The organism is Promicromonospora iranensis (genome assembly GCF_028994805.1).
Lineage (GTDB): Bacteria > Actinomycetota > Actinomycetes > Actinomycetales > Cellulomonadaceae > Promicromonospora > Promicromonospora iranensis.
In genome coordinates this window covers 1-16,118 of sequence record NZ_JAJQQP010000002.1, presented here as the reverse complement: position 1 = coordinate 16,118, position 16,118 = coordinate 1, and the positions used below count along the sequence as shown (strand labels likewise).

Sequence of the window (16,118 nt, the reverse complement as noted above, 5' to 3'; positions counted from 1 at the left end):
CCGCCCAGGTCACGAGGGGGACCTGGGCGGCTGCCGCCCTCACTCGTACCGCAGCGACGAGATCGGGTCCTGGCGGGCGGCCCGCAGCGCGGGCAGCGTGCCGGCGAGGAGCGCGATGGCCATGACGCCGAGCACCACCGTGGCGATGCTCACCGGGTCGAAGGCGATGAGGGTCAGCCCTGGGAGGTCTGCCAGGAGGTCCCCGGAGACGCTGTTCACGAGCTGCCCTGCGCCGACGGCGCCGAGCACGCCCAGCGCGCTGCCGACCAGTCCGATCACCACCGCCTCGATGCTGAACAAGGAGAAGACGCGGCCGCTCGAGAGGCCCATGGCCTTCATGAGCCCGACCTCGCGGGTCCGTTCCTGGACCGCCATGAAGAGCGTGTTGACGATGCCGATGCCGGCCGCGACCAGCGCGATCACCGCGAACCCGTTCAGCACGAGCACGATGCCGTCGATGACGGCCGTGATCGTGCCGAGCTGGTCCTCCAGCGTGCTGCCGGTGAAACCGGCGTCGGCCAGGCGATCCTGGAGGGCCTCGGTCTGCGCCGCGCCGCCGGTCGTGTCGAACGAGACCGAGGCCTCCGCGTACCGGGTGGTCTCCGCCTCGGGCGCCCCCGTGGTCTGCAGGTCGTAGAGCTCCTCCGCGAGGACGTCGTTCGGAACCGCACCGCCCATGGTGATCACGCCGGGTTCGGCGACGCCGACGACGGTCGCCTCGGTCGTCACCTGCTCGCCGGTGGCGTCGGTGACGGCGAGCGCGACGGTCTGCCCGACGGCGTCGGCCGCGGAACCCAGGTCCAGCGGCTCGACGTAGCTCTCGGGCAGCACCAGCTCGGGATCGGTGGCGTCGAGGTCCACCTGCTCGCCGGCTACCAGCTCCATCCGCATCCCGGGCACGAGCTCCGCGACGGACAGCTGGTACCTGGTCCCGTCGTCGTGCCGGACGTAGTCGACCAGGACGCTCTTGCTCGGCTCGACGCTCTCCACGCCGTCGATGTCGGCGATGGTGTCGATGTCGTCGTCGGTCAGAGCGGTGGCCGTCGCACCGGGCGCTCCGTCCGTGGCGATCTGGTTCGGGTCGTACTCGGCAGGGCCCTCGGTGGGCTCCTCCTCGCTCGCCTTGGTGACGGTCATGACGTCGTCGACCCCGACAGAGGCGACCGTGTCGTCGATGTACTGGTTGATGCCGGTGCCCAGCCCGTTGGTCAGGGACAGGGTGAACGCGCCGATGAAGATCGCCAGGACCGTCAGGCTGGTGCGCAGCCTGGACCGGAAGGCGTTCCGGAAAGCGGTGGCGAGAACGTCGACGCCCTTCATGCCGCCACCGCCTCGCGCGCGGCGATCAGACCGTCGCGGATGTAGATCCTCCGGTCGCAGCGGGAGGCCAGCTCCTCGTCGTGCGTGACGACCACCAGGTTGATCCCCCGACGGCGGTTGAGGTCGAAGAGGATGTCCTCGACGACGGTGCCCGTGGCCGTGTCCAGGTTCCCGGTGGGCTCGTCGGCGAAGATCACGCGCGGCTGGTTGATCAGCGCCCGGGCGATGACCACGCGTTGCTTCTGGCCGCCGGACAGGTCGTTGGCCCGGTTGCCGGCCTTGTCGTCGAGCTCGAGCTGGGCCAGGGCGGCGATCCCCTGGGCGGTGCGCTCGCGGCGGCCGACCCCGGCGATCTTCAGCGGGAGCGTCACGTTGTCGAGCACGCTGGCCTGGGCGTTGAGGAAGAACTGCTGGAAGACGAACCCGAAGGCGCTGTTACGGGTCTGGTTGAGCTGCTTGGCCGAGAGCCTGGACGTGTCGGTCCCGTCCAGCACGATGCTCCCGAACGTCGGCCGGTCGAGCAGCGCGAGCAGGTGCATCAGGGTCGACTTGCCGGAGCCGCTCTTGCCGATGATCGCGATGGACTCGCCCTCGGCGATGTCCAGGTCCAGGCCCTTGAGCGCCTCGAAGGCGCTGGGGCCGGAGCCGTAGGTCTTGTGCAGGTTGCTGACGGAGAGCAGTGGGGAAACCACGTCGGCCGCCTCCTTCGGGTTGCCGGAGATGCTGACGTGACCAACTCTCGGCGGCCACGTCGCCACGCGAATCGGCCCAGCGATGACTCTCGTGTACCGCCGTGGTGGTACTCCGGGATACCTCCGGAGCGGGACGCGCGGGGACAGGGCGTGCGGGATGCTGGGCACGGCGCGGTCGGACACGAACGAGCACCGCCGGACAGGGGACGTGATGTCGCGAGGCAACCAGGTGCCGTACGGCCCCACGCACCGGATACCCGCGTGGGTCGGCCATGTGGTCGCGGCGGTCGCCGTCGTCTGTGCGAGCGCGCTGCCCGTCCGGGAGGACATGTCCCCGGACTGGCAGGGCGACCGTGCCGTCATCGCGCTCCTCGCCGCCGCGCTGCTCCTCCTGCGCCGGCGGCTGCCCGTCACGACGGTGGCCACGACCGTGGGAGTCGTCTGGCTCGCCGTGCCGTTCGGGCTGTTCAACCCCGGGGTCGTGCTGGCGGCGGCGATCGCCGCGTTCAGCGCAAGCCGCGCGCTGACCCGCCGGCAGGCCCTGTGGCTGGCCCTCCCCACCGCCGCCCTCGTCGCGATCGCGGGCGCGGTGGCCGTCGGCCGCGGAGCCATGCAGTACCTGCTCCTCGTCCTCCTGTTCGCCGCGCTGGGCGACCTGGTCCGGGTGCAGCGCGAGCAGTTCCTGGCGATCACGGAGCGTGCCGAGCGTGCGGAGGCGACCCGGGAGGCGCTGGCCAACCAGCGCGTGGCGGAGGACCGGCTCGCGATCGCCCGCGACCTGCACGACGCCGTCGCGCACCAGATCGCCGTCATCAACCTGCACGCCGGTGTCGCCGGCTCTGCGCTCCGCGACCGGCCGGACGACGCCGAGCACTCGCTGGCCGTCATCCGCCAGGCGTCGCGGACCGTGCTCACGCAGATCGGCGACCTGCTCGCCACGCTGCGCGACCCCGGCTCGCCGAGCACCGGACCCGTCGGCCTGGCACAGCTCGACGACATCCTGCGGCAGTTCCGCGGCCACGGCCTCGACATCACGGTCCGCCGGCTGGGCGAGGCACGCGAGCTGCCCGCCGCGGTCGACGTCGTCGCGCTGCGGGTCATCCAGGAGGCGCTCACCAACGCCCACAAGCACGGCGTCGACCACCGTGCGCATGTCGTACTCGAGTACCTCACCGACCGGCTGCACGTCACGGTGACCAATCCGGTCCCCGGCGTGGCCACCGGGTCGGCGCTCGCGGCCGGACACGGCCTGGTCGGGGCGCGCGAGCGGGTGGAGTCGGTGCGCGGCACGCTCACCCACGGCCGACGCGGCGTCAGCTCCTGGGAGCTGGACGCGGACCTGCCCACGCCCACCGCCACGCCTGGGAGCCGCCCGTGATCTCCGTCCTCATCGCCGACGACCAGGCACTGATCCGCTCGGCGATCGCCGACCTCATCACCCACAGCGACGGGCTGGCCATCGCCGGCGAGGCGGCCGACGGCCACCAGGCGCTGGCGCTCGCCCGCGAGCGACGTCCGGACCTCGTGCTGATGGACATCCGGATGCCGGGCCTGGACGGCATCGCCGCGACGCGCGAGATCTGCGCGGACCCGGACCTCGCGGCGGTCCGGGTGCTCGTGCTGACCACGTTCGAGGAGGACGAGTACATCGTCGGCGCCCTGCGCGCCGGGGCGAGCGGCTTCATCGGCAAGGGAGCGGAGCGGGACGACATCGCCGCCGCGATCCGGGCGGTCCACCGGGGTGACGCCCTGCTGTCCCCCGTCGCCACCCGGACGCTGATCGACCGGTACGTACGGTCCGCGCGCCTGCGCACGAGCGAGCCGTCGCGCGCGCTGCACGGCCTGACGGGGCGCGAGTCGGAGGTCCTGGCACTGGTCGGTACAGGTCGATCCAACACCGACATCGCCGAGCTGCTGGCCATCTCCCCGCACACCGCCAAGACGCACGTGAACCGCATCATGACGAAGCTGAGCGCCCACGACCGCGCGCAGCTCGTCATCGCCGCGTACGAGAACGGGCTCATCGAGCCGGGCGGTCACTGAGTGCCAGGCTGCTGGCCTGCGGTGATGCGAGGGCGACACCACTCGGCGTCGCAGTGGTGTCATCCTTGACGCCTTGGGTCTTGCACTGACACCACAAGTGGTGTCATAGTGGGGTCATGGACCTGACGAGATATGTCGACGAGCTGCAGCGCCAACTCTCCACCGCGGCCGCCGCCGGCGGGGACGAGGCGCGCGAGATCGCCGGCCGCCTGACCGCCCCGCTCGACGCCGCCGCCCGGCTCGTCCTGCTCGAGGCCCTCTCCGCCGCGGCGGGCGAGATCTCCGCGGAGCTCGCACCCGGATCGGTCGACGTGCGGCTGCGCGGCGGGGAGCCCGAGTTCGTGGTCGCCGCACCGGCCGCCGTCGTCGCACCCGCTGCTCCCGCGGCGACCTCTGCACCGGCGCTGCCGCCCGCCGGACCGGCGGGCGGCGACGCGGACGCGGGCGCCACCACGCGTACCACCCTGCGCCTGCCCGACCACCTCAAGGCCCAGGCCGAGGCCGCCGCCGCTCGCGAGGGCGTCTCGGTCAACACCTGGCTCGTCCGGGCGGTCGCCGCGGCGCTCGACCAGCCCACCGGCCGGCCCGAGCCGCAGACCGGCCCGGGGCTGCCGAGCGGGAACCGCCTCACCGGCTGGGTGCGCTGACCGCCCGCCGCGACACCACGTAGACACCACTCCGCACCGCCACTCCGCACCGCCCATCGCCCTCACCTGGAGTCGTCATGCCCACTTTCCCCATCTCCTCCCCCGTCCCGGTCGTCGTGGACGTGCCCTTCGGCAACCTGCGCGTCATCGCCGGTGAGCGCGACGACGTGGTCGTCACGGTCCTGCCCGCCGACCCGTCGAAGTCGGGGTCCGTGCGGGCCGCCGAGGAGACCCGCGTCCAGCGTGACGGCGACGCCGTCACGATCATCTACCCGTCCTCCTGGAAGCAGTACGTCCTGCCCTTCGCGGCCGGCGGCGCGCTGGTCAACATCGAGCTGCCGGCCGGATCGCACCTCAGCGGCAAGGCCGGCTCGCTCTACGCCGAGGGCAGGCTCGGCACCGTCGACCTCACGCTCAACGGCGGCGACGCCAGGGTCGACGAGGCCGCCCGCCTCGATCTCAAGGTCTCGGCCGGGTCCGTCGTCGTCGGCCGGGCCACGGGCCCCACGACCGTGAGGGCGAGCTCCGGCGCCGTGCGGATCGACGAGTTCTCCGGCGAGGGCTCCGTCCGGGCCAGCAACGGGACCACGACGGTCGGGGCGGTGACGGGAACGCTGGACGTCGTCGGCGCGCACGCCGAGATCACGGTGGGCCGCGTGCGCGGCACCCTGAGCGTGAAGTCGGCCCACGCCGGCATCCGGGTCGACCGCGTCGAGTCCGGCAGCGTCACACTCACCACGTCCTACGGCTCGATCGAGGCCAACGTGCCCGAGGGCACCGCCGCCTGGCTCGATGTCGCCTCGGAGCACGGCACCGTCCGCAACCAGCTGACCCCCACGGAGGGCCCCGTCGAGAACGAGGCCACGGCCGAGATCCACGCCAGCACGGGCTGGGGCGACATCATCGTCCGCCGCCCCTGAGCATCCCGGAGCGCCTCTGCCCACCGGCCGGGCGTGCGACCCGCCGGGCCTGAGCCCGTGGACCTGACCCTGGCTTGAGGCCTTGATGCGGCGCCGGCCCCTGAGGCCTGTCCGGCGTGAGCCCGGGCCGCCGCCGTCGGCCCGAGAAACACCTGAACCACCTTCCTGGCTATCCCCTACCCAAAAACCCATTCAGAACCATCCCAGTTCCAGAACCATCCCAGAGAGGGAAAGCACATGAGCACGCACACCGAGCGGAGCCGCGAGCCCGCGATCCGAGTGCAGAACATCGAGAAGTCCTACAAGGAGCTGCACGTCCTGAAGGGCGTGGAGTTCGAGGTGGCGCGGGGCAGCATCTTCGCGCTGCTGGGCTCCAACGGGGCCGGCAAGACGACCGTGGTGAAGATCCTGTCCACGCTGCTCAAGGCCGATGCCGGCAGCGCAAGCGTGAACGGCTTCGACGTCGCGACCCAGGCCGGTGACGTGCGGGAGTCGATCAGCCTGACGGGGCAGTTCGCGGCCGTCGACGAGGTCCTGACCGGGCGGGAGAACCTCGTCCTGGTCGCCAGGCTGCGCCACCTGAACAACCCCGGCCGCATCGCGGACGACCTCCTGGCCCGGTTCTCCCTGACGGAGGCCGGCGGGCGCAAGGCCGCCACGTACTCCGGTGGGATGCGGCGTCGTCTGGACATCGCGATGAGCCTGATCGGCAACCCGCCGGTGATCTTCCTGGACGAGCCGACCACCGGCCTGGACCCGGAGGCCCGGATCGAGGTGTGGGACGCGGTCAAGGAGCTCGCCCAGGGCGGCACGACGGTGCTGCTGACCACGCAGTATTTGGACGAGGCGGAGCAGCTCGCCGACCGGATCGCGATCCTGCACCAGGGCCGCATCATCGTCAACGACACCCTGGCCGAGCTCAGGAAGCTGCTCCCGCCCGCCGAGATCGAGTACGTCGAGAAGCAGCCGTCGCTGGAGGACGTGTTCTTCGCGGTCGTCGGTAGCGACGGCGCGGTCGGCACCTCCCGCACCGCCAACGGCGTCGGACCGAGCAACACCACCAGCAACGACGCCGCCGGCGCGGACAAGTGAGGAACGAGACCATGAGCAAGCACTTCTTCGGTGACACCGCCGTCCTGACGGGACGGTCCCTGAGCCACATCATGCGCAGCCCGGACACCATCATCACGACGGCGGTCACGCCGATCGCACTGATGCTGATGTTCGTCTACGTCTTCGGCGGCGCGATCGAGACAGGCACCAGCAGCTACGTCAACTACCTGCTGCCCGGGATCCTGCTGATCACCATCGCCTCGGGTATCGCCTACACCGCGTACCGGCTGTTCCTCGACATGCAGGGCGGCATCTTCGAGCGGTTCCAGTCCATGCCGATCGCCCGCTCGGCCGTCCTCTGGGGGCACGTGCTGACGTCGCTGGTCGCCAACCTGGTCTCGATAGTGATCGTCGTGCTCGTCGCGCTCCTGATGGGCTTCCGCTCCGGAGCGGGAGTACTGGCCTGGCTCGCCGTCGCAGGCCTCCTCGTCATGTTCACCCTGGCCCTGACCTGGCTCGCCGTCATCGCCGGACTGTCCGCCAAGACGGTCGACGGCGCGAGCGCGTTCTCCTACCCGCTGATCTTCCTGCCCTTCGTCAGCTCGGCCTTCGTACCCACCGAGACCATGCCCGGCCCGGTGCGCTGGTTCGCCGAGAACCAGCCTGTCACCTCCATCGTGGATGCCATCCGCGACCTGCTCGCCCAGCAGCCCGTCGGTTCTGACGTCTGGGTCGCGCTGGCCTGGTGCGTCGGCATCCTCGCCATCGCCTTCGGCGTGGCGATGTCCACGTACCGCCGCAAGATTTCCTGACAGCACCCCGACACGACGCTCGACCGTGGTCCCCGGTCGCACACCGCTGGGTGTGCGACCGGGGACGGTGGCATGTCGGCGCGGGCGACCGCTCGCCCAGGGCCCGATCAGCGGCCCGCGTCCGTCGGATTCCTGGTCCCTTTCAGCAGAGGCATGGCGGCCGGGGCGTCGCGACGAGGTCGTGAAGGGTTATCCACAGATTTGGTCTTCGACGTGCAGTGCGTACGGGCGTTCGAGATAATAGACGCAGTGAGGACGTGAGTACTAGAGGCGGCGAGGGGGGGTGGGGTCCGGTGGAGCAGTCGACGTCGACGGATGGTGTTCCCGGCCCTGGCCTGCCTGCTGAGTCGATCGAGGGTGCGCTGGCCCGGTTCGAGAATGTGATGGACGAGCTCGCGGTCCTGACCGATCCGGAGGTGTTGGACGGGTGGGACGCGCCGACTGTGGGCCGGCTGATGGAGGCGCACACCCGGATCCGCCGCTTGACCGGCCGCCTCGACGGAGTCCGGTACACGTTGCTGTCGAGGATCGAGGCGGACGGGTCCTGGCGCTCGGGCGGGATGGCGCGGGCGTTCACCACCTGGCTGCGGATCCGGGAAGGTATCTCTGCGGTGACGGCGGGTAAGGACATGACGATGGCCCGCCGCCTGGCCACGGCGCTTCCTGGGACGCGGGAAGGCCTGGTCGCGGGCGCCCTCGGTGCGGACCATGCCCGTGTGATGACCAAGGTCGCACCGACCAGCGAGACCCGCACCGATGCGTTGGCGTGGCTGATCGACACCCGCACGGGTGAGCGGACCACCCCGGAGGCGTTCGTGCAGACCGTGCCGGTCGACTTCCCCGACCCGGCCCAGGACCCCGACGGGGAGCACACCCGTCAGCTCATCACGCGAGTGTTGGAGGACGCGGTCACGGACGGGACGCTGGTCACGGGTGAGGGTCTGGTCCTGCGGGAGGCGGGTTCGTTGAACGCGGACCAGTTCCGGATCGTGGCACGCCGGTTCGCGACGATCACCGACCCCGACACCGACGACGTGGATGACGACAAAGCAGCTCTGGGCGAGTTCCTCGACCTGGCCAAAACCTTCGGCGGCTACCACCTCGCAGGCTTCCTGACCGACGAACACGGCCTCCTGGTCACCGCAGCGATCAACGCGATCCTCGGCGCCCCGTCAGCGGAGGACACGCGTACCTCGACGCAACGCCGGGCACAGGGCCTGGCGGACGTCGCCCGGGTGGTGCTCGACACGAACCAGGCCTCCCCGGGTGCGGCGATCCCACCGCACCTGAATGTCACGGTGTCCTGGACCGAGCTGGTCGCCCAGGCCACCCGTACCCGCGAAGGCTTGTGCCTGACCTGCGGACAAGCACGACCAGGCCGCACAACACCAAGCCGCACACCCGGCCGAGCGACCGGCGCAGAAGCACCCCGCTCAAGCGCAGGCACAAGCGCAGGCACAAGCACAGGTGCAGGTGCAGGTGCACCGGGCGCGAGTACGGGTCTGGCTCCGACGAACGCAGACCCGCCAGCCGCAGGCCCAGCAACTAGAGGCCCAGCGGGCGCCCTGACGGTGTCCGGGCTCCTGTCCGGTGGTGGCCCGGTGTTCACCGAGACCGGTGACCGCGCACCCCGGGCACTCCTGCGCCGTCTGGCCTGCGACAGTGCGGTCACTCGGATCGTGTTCGGCCCCGACGGCGCCGTCCTGGACGTCGGCCGCGCACAACGCACCGTCACCGGACAGATGCGACGAGCCGTGATCGCCAGAGACCAGCACTGCGTCTTCCCCGGATGCGACCAACCACCATCACGGTGCGAGGTCCACCACGCGATCACCCACTGGGCCCACGGCGGAAACACCTCCGTGTCCAACAGTGCGTTGCTGTGCTGGTACCACCACCAGCTCGTCGACACCCAAGGCATCACCATGCACTGGACCGGCAAACCCACCGACACGGGCACCACCACCGACAGCCCCACCACCACCACCGGCACCACCACGGGCGGCACCGTCCCGGGTGCCCTGATCGAGACCGGGTGGGCCTTCACCGACGCCCGCGGACACCGCATCACCCTGCCCGACGCCCTCGAAGCCCCACCCCCGCTCGAAGCCGAAGCCGCCTAACCTCGCCGGGGGCACCCGACCGACCGCAGAACTGCGAGGCACTAACCCGACCACGAAGCCGCCAGCCACGGACCCGCCGACCGCTCGGGCCATCAACCACCGAAGCCCGCCTGACCGGCACACCACGCCACCCCGACACTGCGACATCACGACACTGCGACATCACGGCCGACACACCGCAGCCGGCATGCCCGCCAGTCCGCCACCCGTCGACCTGGCAAGCCCACCCGGTCGGCCAGGTGCTCAACACGATCCTGGGCACGTGGAGCCCGATGTCCGCGCCAACAGCCCTCGCCGGGCGCGGCCAGCTACTCCCAGACGGCGATGCTGCGCCGCACCGGGACGGACCCGTCGTCCGTGGCGAAGAGCTCCGGAGAGCGCTGTCGAGTCTTCTCGATGTCGTCGAACACGGCGCGAAGGTGGGCCCGCAGGCTGTCGCGGGCGCTGGAGGTGTCGCCCGCGACCACCGCGTCGAGAATGGAGTGGTGCTCGTCGACGAAGCGGCCCATGCCGTTCGTCTCGTGCAGGCCGAGTCGGCGAGCGCGGTCCAGGTGCCCCTTGGCAGCGACGACCGTCGACCAGGCTCTGCCGTGCCCGCTGAGGCGTAGGAGGCCGTGGTGGAACGCCTCGTCGAGCTCGAAGAACTTCTCGAGGTCGAGCCGCGCCTCCCGCTGGTGCTCCAGGTTGGCGCGCAGCTCGGCGACCAGCTCCGGGTCGAGCGTCTCCGGGATGTCGTCGAACGCCGCGAGCTCGACCGCCTCGCGGAGGAACTGCGCGTCCGCCACCCGCTCGGCGTCGACGCGCGACACGAACGACCCGACCTTGGGGAACACCCTGACCAGCCCTTCCTCGCCGAGGAGGATCAGGCTCTCGCGCACCGGCGTCCGACTGACGCCGAGCGACGCGGCCAGCTCGTTCTCCGACAGGGACGCGCCGGGCGGCAGCTCGAGGGTGAGCACCTTGCGGCGCAGCGTCTCGTAGACGACGCGCCTGTTGGATCGGTTCGAGGCTTCCCTCATGGCTGGAGTCTAGGCAGAAGCGGCGCTCTTCCACGCCACGGACAGTTGACACCCCTTGTCGACGCTGCTTACATACAAGACCTGCCACACATCAGTTGACGGGCATTCCCGACAGCGACGTCAGCCAAGCGGTCAGTCAAGCAAGGAGCACTCTTCCAATGGCGGAAACAGCAATGACCCCACCAGCGACACCCTCGGGTAACGCGGTCACCCGGTCCACCAAGGACCTCACCAAGGCAGCCGTGTCGGGCTGGCTCGGTACCGCCATGGAGTTCATGGACTTCCAGCTGTACTCGCTGGCGGCGGCGATCGTGTTCAACCAGATCTTCTTCCCCGACGTCAGCCCGGCCATCGCCCTGATCGCGGCGATGGCCACCTACGGCGTCGGCTACGTGGCGCGCCTGGCGGGCGCCATCTACTTCGGCCGCATGGGAGACCGGCTCGGTCGTCGCAAGGTCCTGTTCATCACCGTCGCGCTCATGGGTGTGTCCACGACCCTGATCGGCGTGCTGCCGACGTACCAGATGGTCGGCATCACCGCGCCGATCCTGCTCGTCGTGCTGCGCCTGGTCCAGGGCTTCGGCGCGGGTGCGGAGATCGCCGGTGCGACGGTGCTGCTCGCGGAGTACGCGCCGGTCCGACGTCGCGGCCTCGTCGCCTCGCTGGTGTCGCTCGGCACCAACTCCGGCACGCTGGCGGCGTCGGCCCTGTGGGCGCTGCTGCTGGCCGTGCTCAGCGAGGAGCAGCTCCTCAGCTGGGGCTGGCGGCTGCCGTTCCTGCTCAGCTTCGTGCTGATGATCTTCGCGGTCTGGATCCGCACCAACGTCAAGGAGAGCCCGGTCTTCGAGGCCCGTGCCGACGTCGTGGACGGCGTCGCCCTCTCCCGCGAGCAGCTCACCCAGGACGAGGCCAGGACCGGCGCCGAAGAGGCCGGGGAGCCCGTGCTCCAGGCTGCCCTCAAGCAGCGCAAGGGCAAGGCCTTCTTCCTGGCGCTGGCCCTGCGGTTCGGCCAGGCCGGCAACTCCGGGCTGGTGCAGACCTTCCTGGTCGGCTACGTCGCCACGACTCTCGCGATGGACCGCGCGCTGGCCACCGAGGCCATCATGTGGGGCTCCATCATCGGCTTCGCCACCGTGCCCGTGATCGGCATGCTCGGTGACCGGTTCGGCCGGCGCTCGATGTACACGGCGCTGTCCCTGATCACCATCGCCTTCGCCTTCCCGATGATGCTGCTGATCACCAGCGGAACCACCACCGGCCTCATGCTCGGCATGATCGCCGGCCTGAACCTCGGCGTCCTGGGCCTGTTCGCCCTGGAGAGCGTCACCATGGCCGAGCTCTTCGGGGCCCGGACGCGGTTCACCCAGCTCGCCCTCTCCAAGGAGGTCGGCGGCATCCTCGCCACCGCCATCGGCCCGGTCGTCGCTGCCTCGCTCACCGCCGCCACCGGCAACTGGTGGCCGATCGCCGCGATGCTCATCGTCTACTCCCTCATCACCCTGATCGCCGCACGGCTCGCTCCCGAGACCCGGGGTCGCGACCTCGTGCAGCTGCAGGACGCCGCATGAGGGCGGTCGTCGTGCACGGCGCCGGCGACCTGCGGGTCGAGGAGCGCCCCGACCCCGTCGCCCGGGACGGCGAGGTGGTGGTGGCCATGGAGTGGGGCGGCGTGTGCGGGTCGGACCTGTCCTACTGGAAGAACGGCGCCTCCGGCACCGCCGTCCTGCGCGACCCGCTCGTGCTCGGCCACGAGGTGGCCGGCCGGGTGGTCGCGAGCGGCCCGGGGGTCACCGGCTGGGAGCCGGGGACGCCCGTCACCGTGCACCCGGCGCAGGCCGCCGACGGGTCGGTCCTGCCGGCACGGCTGGCGGGCCGGACCAACCTGCACTCGCAGGTGCGGTACTTCGGCTCGGCGGCCTTCCACCCGCACACCGACGGCGGGTTCAGCGAGCTGCGAGCCGTCCCGGCCCACCAGCTCCGGCGGCTGCCGGACGGCGTGAGCACCGAGCAGGGCGCCCTCGCGGAGCCGCTCGCCGTCGCCCTGCACGCCGTGCACCGCGCGGGCGACGTCCGCGGGCGAGACGTGCTGGTCAACGGCGCCGGCCCCATCGGGTGCCTCGTCGTGGCCGCCGCGAAGCACGCGGGCGCCGCGTCGGTCGTCGCTGCGGACCTCTCCGCCTCCTCGCTGGCCGTGGCCAAGGAGCTGGGCGCCGACCGGGTCCTCGACATCGGCTCGGGCGACCAGCTGCCCGAGGACTGCGAGCTCGTGTTCGAGGCCTCCGGCGCACCTGCGGCCCTCGGCGGCGTGCTACGCGCCACGGCACGGGGCGGCACGCTCGTCCAGGTCGGCAACCTGCCGGGCACAGCGGCACCCGCCGCCCTCGGTGACCTCGTCACGCGCGAGATCACGTGGGTCGGGGCCTACCGGTTCGTCGAGGAGATCAGTGACGCCCTTGTCGCCCTGCGCGACGGGCTGGACGTGTCCGCGGTGGTCACGCACCGCTTCGACATCGAGCAGGCGGCCGAGGCGCTCGCCGCGGCCGCGGGCCCGGACAGCAGCAAGGTGCTGATCAACCTGTCCGGCGGCTGAGCCCGCGGCGGTCGCGGGGCGGCCTCCGCCGTCTTTCGCCGTCGTTCACGTGGGTGTGAGGACCCGGCCATCTCGGCTACCTACGGTGGCACGCGTCCCGGCCGCTCAGCGGCCCGCATCCAGGGTTGGAGCCTTCCGTGAACGCCGACACGCCCCGTCCGCCGTCGATCTCCGAGCTCGCCGAGCTCCGTCTGTCCCGCCGGACCGCGATGGCCGGCGGCCTGGCCACCGCCGCGGCGGCGTTCTTCGGGGTCCAGGCGCCGTCCGCCGCGGCCGGTGTCGTAGAGGGTGCCATGGAAGGTGTCGCGGAGAGCTCGGGCCGCGGCGGAGGGCGGCCGCTGCTCGGCTTCCCCGCCGTCGCGCCCAGCACTGCCGACGCGGTCGTGCTGCCGCCCGGCTACCGCTACCAGGTGCTCTACCCCTGGGGCCACCCGATCGTCCCCTCCGGGCCGGCCTTCGCCGAGGACGCGAGCAACACCGCGGCCGACCAGGCGCAGCAGGCCGGGGACCACCACGACGGCATGTGGTTCTTCCCGCTCCGGGACCGCCGCTCGGGCCTGCTCTGCGTCAACCACGAGGCCACCACCGAGAACCTGCTGCACACGGACGGCCGGGCCTCCTGGTCCCCGGAGAAGACCGCCAAGTCGATGGCCGCCCACGGCGTCTCGGTCATCCAGGTGGAGCAGGACCGCGACGGCGGGTGGCAGGTCGCGGAGTCGAGGTTCGCCCGCCGGGTGACCATGACCACGCCGATCGAGATCACCGGCCCTGCCGCGGGTCACCCGCTGATGCGCACCGGCGCGGACCCCGAGGGCGTACGGGTGCTGGGCACGCTGAACAACTGCGCCAGCGGCCCCACCCCGTGGGACACGTACCTGACGTGCGAGGAGACGATCAACAAGTACTTCTACTACGGCGAACAGCCGCCGCCGGCCGGATCGGTCGAGGAGCGCTACGGCATCGGCTCCGAGAGCCCGTACCCCTGGTACACCACCGAGAGCCGCTTCGACATGCGGACCGAGCCGAACGAGTTCAACCGCTTCGGCTGGGTGGTGGAGGTCGATCCCTTCGACCCGCGGTCGACGCCGAAGAAGCGGACCGCGCTGGGCCGGATGGAGCACGAGAACGCCGTCGTCGTCCGGGGGCGGCGCGGCGAGGCCGTCGTGTACATGGGCGACGACACGCAGTTCGACTACTTCTACAAGTTCGTGGGCGCGGAGCCGATCGCGAAGGCCCGCCGGGCCGGGCGGAGCCCGCTCGATGAGGGCACGCTGTACGTCGCCCGGTTCGACGAGGACGGTCGCGGCCGGTGGCTGCCGCTGGTCCATGGGGAGCCGGGCCTGACCGCGGCCGACGGCTTCGCGGACCAGGCCGAGGTGCTAGTCCACACGCGCCTCGCCGCCGACGCGGTGGGCGCGACGCCGATGGACCGGCCGGAGTGGTGCACCGTCCAGCCGCGCACGGGCGCCGTCTACTTCACCTGCACCAACAACACGGCCCGCACCGAGTCCGTGGACGCGGCGAACCCGCGGCTGAACAACCGGTTCGGTCACATCATGAAGATCGACGAGAACAGCGACCCGAGCGCGGTGCGGTTCGACTGGGACATCTTCCTGCTCGCCGGCGACGAGGCCAGCGGTGCCACGGTCCCGCCGGACCAGGCGTTCGGCTCACCGGACGGGCTGTGGTTCGACGCCGTGGGGCGGCTCTGGATCCTGACCGACGGCGCCCAGCCGCAGGTCGATGGCGTCGACCAGAACAACCAGATGCTCGTGGCCGACACCGAGCGGGGCGACATCCGCCGGTTCCTGGTCGGTCCCCCGCGCTGCGAGATCACCGGCATCACGGCCGCCCCGGACGGCCGGTCCCTGTTCGTCAACATCCAGCACCCCGGAGACTCGGGCACCCCCGAGAACCCGCGGGCCAGCTCGAGCTGGCCCGACTACAGCCTGACCGGACGCCCGCGGTCCGCCACGATCGTCATCACCCGGGAGGACGGCGGCGTGGTCGGCGCCTAGCCCTTCGCGGGCGAGCCCGGTGGCGCCGTGGCATCGTGGCGAGGACGCCGAGGCACAGGAGGGAATCGCTATGCGCGGTACGGATCTGCTCACGGACGCGTTCGGCCGGATCAAGGAGGCGGTGCACAGCTCGGTCCTCGGGCTGTCGGGTGACGAGCTCGCGTTCCGTGTCGACGAGGACGCGAACTCCGTCGCATGGCTGGTCTGGCACCTGACTCGGGTCCAGGACGACCACGTCGCCGATGCCGCGGGCACCAGCCAGGTCTGGTCGGACGACGGCTGGGACCGCAGGTTCGGGCTGCCGTTCCCGGCCGAGGAGACCGGCTACGGGCACGACGCCGACGAGGTCTCCGCCGTCCGCGTGCCCTCGGGTGACCTCCTCACGGGCTACCACGACGCGGTGCACGAGCGCACGGCCCGGTACCTGAGCACCCTGTCCGACGACGATCTCGACCGGGTGGTCGACGGGTCGTGGGACCCGCCGGTCACCCTCGGCGTCCGGCTGGTCAGCGTCGTCAACGACGACATGCAGCACGCCGGCCAGGCTGCGTTCCTCCGCGGTGTGGTGCTGCGCCGACGCGTGCGCTGACTGACGCTCCCCCGGGCCCCGGACCTCGGCCGGGGCTCCGCGGGGAACGCAGAAAGCACCGTTTACCGACCAATCCGTGCGTTGACGCACATCGTGCGATTCGTCGTGCGTCCTCCCGATCGCGGTGGAATTATCGCGGATCGGGAGGGGGCACCCGGATGACGGCGGCGCGCGCACTGCGGATTGACGACTGGGTCGTGCATCGTCCCAACGTCGTGCGTTCGGTCGCGGCCCGCGTGCCCGGGATCGATGCCGAGGAAGCCACCAGCCGCGCGCTGGAGAAGATGGTCCG

14 protein-coding genes are annotated in these 16,118 nt (G+C 71.3%); 11 read left to right on the top strand and 3 right to left on the bottom strand.

Going from position 1 to position 16,118, the window contains the following annotated elements; translation table 11 throughout:
• Positions 1-39 precede the first annotated feature (39 nt).
• A complete protein-coding gene (locus LUM46_RS02530) occupies positions 40-1,320 on the bottom strand; it encodes an ABC transporter permease (RefSeq protein ID WP_274992097.1) in 1,281 nt (426 codons plus the stop codon).
• Positions 1,317-2,012, bottom strand: a complete 696-nt coding sequence (locus LUM46_RS02525; protein WP_274992096.1) for an ABC transporter ATP-binding protein — start codon at positions 2,010-2,012, stop codon at positions 1,317-1,319. Before LUM46_RS02525 ends, LUM46_RS02530 begins: the two co-directional genes overlap by 4 nt.
• Positions 2,013-2,223: 211 nt before the next feature.
• On the opposite strand from LUM46_RS02525, the gene LUM46_RS02520 reads away from it, so the two are divergent.
• The 7 genes from LUM46_RS02520 (at position 2,224) to LUM46_RS02490 (ending at position 9,610) form a co-directional block, all read left to right on the top strand.
• Complete coding sequence (locus LUM46_RS02520; protein ID WP_274992095.1) at positions 2,224-3,390, top strand: sensor histidine kinase; 1,167 nt, start codon at positions 2,224-2,226, stop codon at positions 3,388-3,390.
• Positions 3,387-4,055 carry a response regulator transcription factor gene (locus LUM46_RS02515; protein WP_274992094.1) on the top strand — a complete coding sequence of 223 codons (669 nt, stop codon included), beginning with the start codon at positions 3,387-3,389 and terminating at the stop codon, positions 4,053-4,055. The genes LUM46_RS02520 and LUM46_RS02515 overlap by 4 nt, the downstream gene beginning before the upstream one ends.
• Before the next feature lie 116 nt (positions 4,056-4,171).
• Entirely contained in the window at positions 4,172-4,702 is a 531-nt protein-coding gene (locus tag LUM46_RS02510) for a toxin-antitoxin system HicB family antitoxin (protein ID WP_274992093.1), read from the top strand.
• A 77-nt stretch (positions 4,703-4,779) separates the two neighbouring features.
• Positions 4,780-5,622: a DUF4097 family beta strand repeat-containing protein gene (locus LUM46_RS02505; protein ID WP_274992092.1), complete on the top strand. Its 843-nt coding sequence runs from the start codon at positions 4,780-4,782 to the stop codon at positions 5,620-5,622.
• A 237-nt stretch (positions 5,623-5,859) separates the two neighbouring features.
• Positions 5,860-6,714 carry an ABC transporter ATP-binding protein gene (locus tag LUM46_RS02500; protein WP_274992090.1) on the top strand — a complete coding sequence of 285 codons (855 nt, stop codon included), beginning with the start codon at positions 5,860-5,862 and terminating at the stop codon, positions 6,712-6,714.
• An 11-nt stretch (positions 6,715-6,725) separates the two neighbouring features.
• Complete coding sequence (locus tag LUM46_RS02495) at positions 6,726-7,487, top strand: ABC transporter permease (RefSeq protein ID WP_274992088.1); 762 nt, start codon at positions 6,726-6,728, stop codon at positions 7,485-7,487.
• A 293-nt stretch (positions 7,488-7,780) separates the two neighbouring features.
• A complete protein-coding gene (locus tag LUM46_RS02490; protein WP_274992087.1) occupies positions 7,781-9,610 on the top strand; it encodes an HNH endonuclease signature motif containing protein in 1,830 nt (609 codons plus the stop codon).
• Between the two features lie 308 nt (positions 9,611-9,918).
• On the opposite strand, the gene LUM46_RS02485 is transcribed toward LUM46_RS02490, so the two are convergent.
• The gene (locus LUM46_RS02485; protein WP_274992086.1) at positions 9,919-10,629 is read right to left on the bottom strand and encodes a GntR family transcriptional regulator; all 711 of its coding nucleotides are present in this window, start codon (positions 10,627-10,629) and stop codon (positions 9,919-9,921) included.
• Positions 10,630-10,802: 173 nt separating this feature from the next.
• Between LUM46_RS02485 and LUM46_RS02480 the strand changes: the two genes are divergently transcribed.
• The 4 genes from LUM46_RS02480 to LUM46_RS02465 all read left to right on the top strand — a co-directional run bounded on the left by LUM46_RS02480 (position 10,803) and on the right by LUM46_RS02465 (position 15,826).
• Positions 10,803-12,197: an MFS transporter gene (locus LUM46_RS02480; RefSeq protein WP_274992085.1), complete on the top strand. Its 1,395-nt coding sequence runs from the start codon at positions 10,803-10,805 to the stop codon at positions 12,195-12,197.
• Positions 12,194-13,219 carry an L-idonate 5-dehydrogenase gene (locus LUM46_RS02475; protein WP_274992084.1) on the top strand — a complete coding sequence of 342 codons (1,026 nt, stop codon included), beginning with the start codon at positions 12,194-12,196 and terminating at the stop codon, positions 13,217-13,219. Before LUM46_RS02480 ends, LUM46_RS02475 begins: the two co-directional genes overlap by 4 nt.
• Positions 13,220-13,356: 137 nt before the next feature.
• Entirely contained in the window at positions 13,357-15,237 is a 1,881-nt protein-coding gene (locus tag LUM46_RS02470; RefSeq protein WP_274992083.1) for a PhoX family protein, read from the top strand.
• Between the two features lie 70 nt (positions 15,238-15,307).
• Positions 15,308-15,826, top strand: a complete 519-nt coding sequence (locus LUM46_RS02465; protein WP_274992081.1) for a mycothiol transferase — start codon at positions 15,308-15,310, stop codon at positions 15,824-15,826.
• Positions 15,827-16,118: the final 292 nt, after the last annotated feature.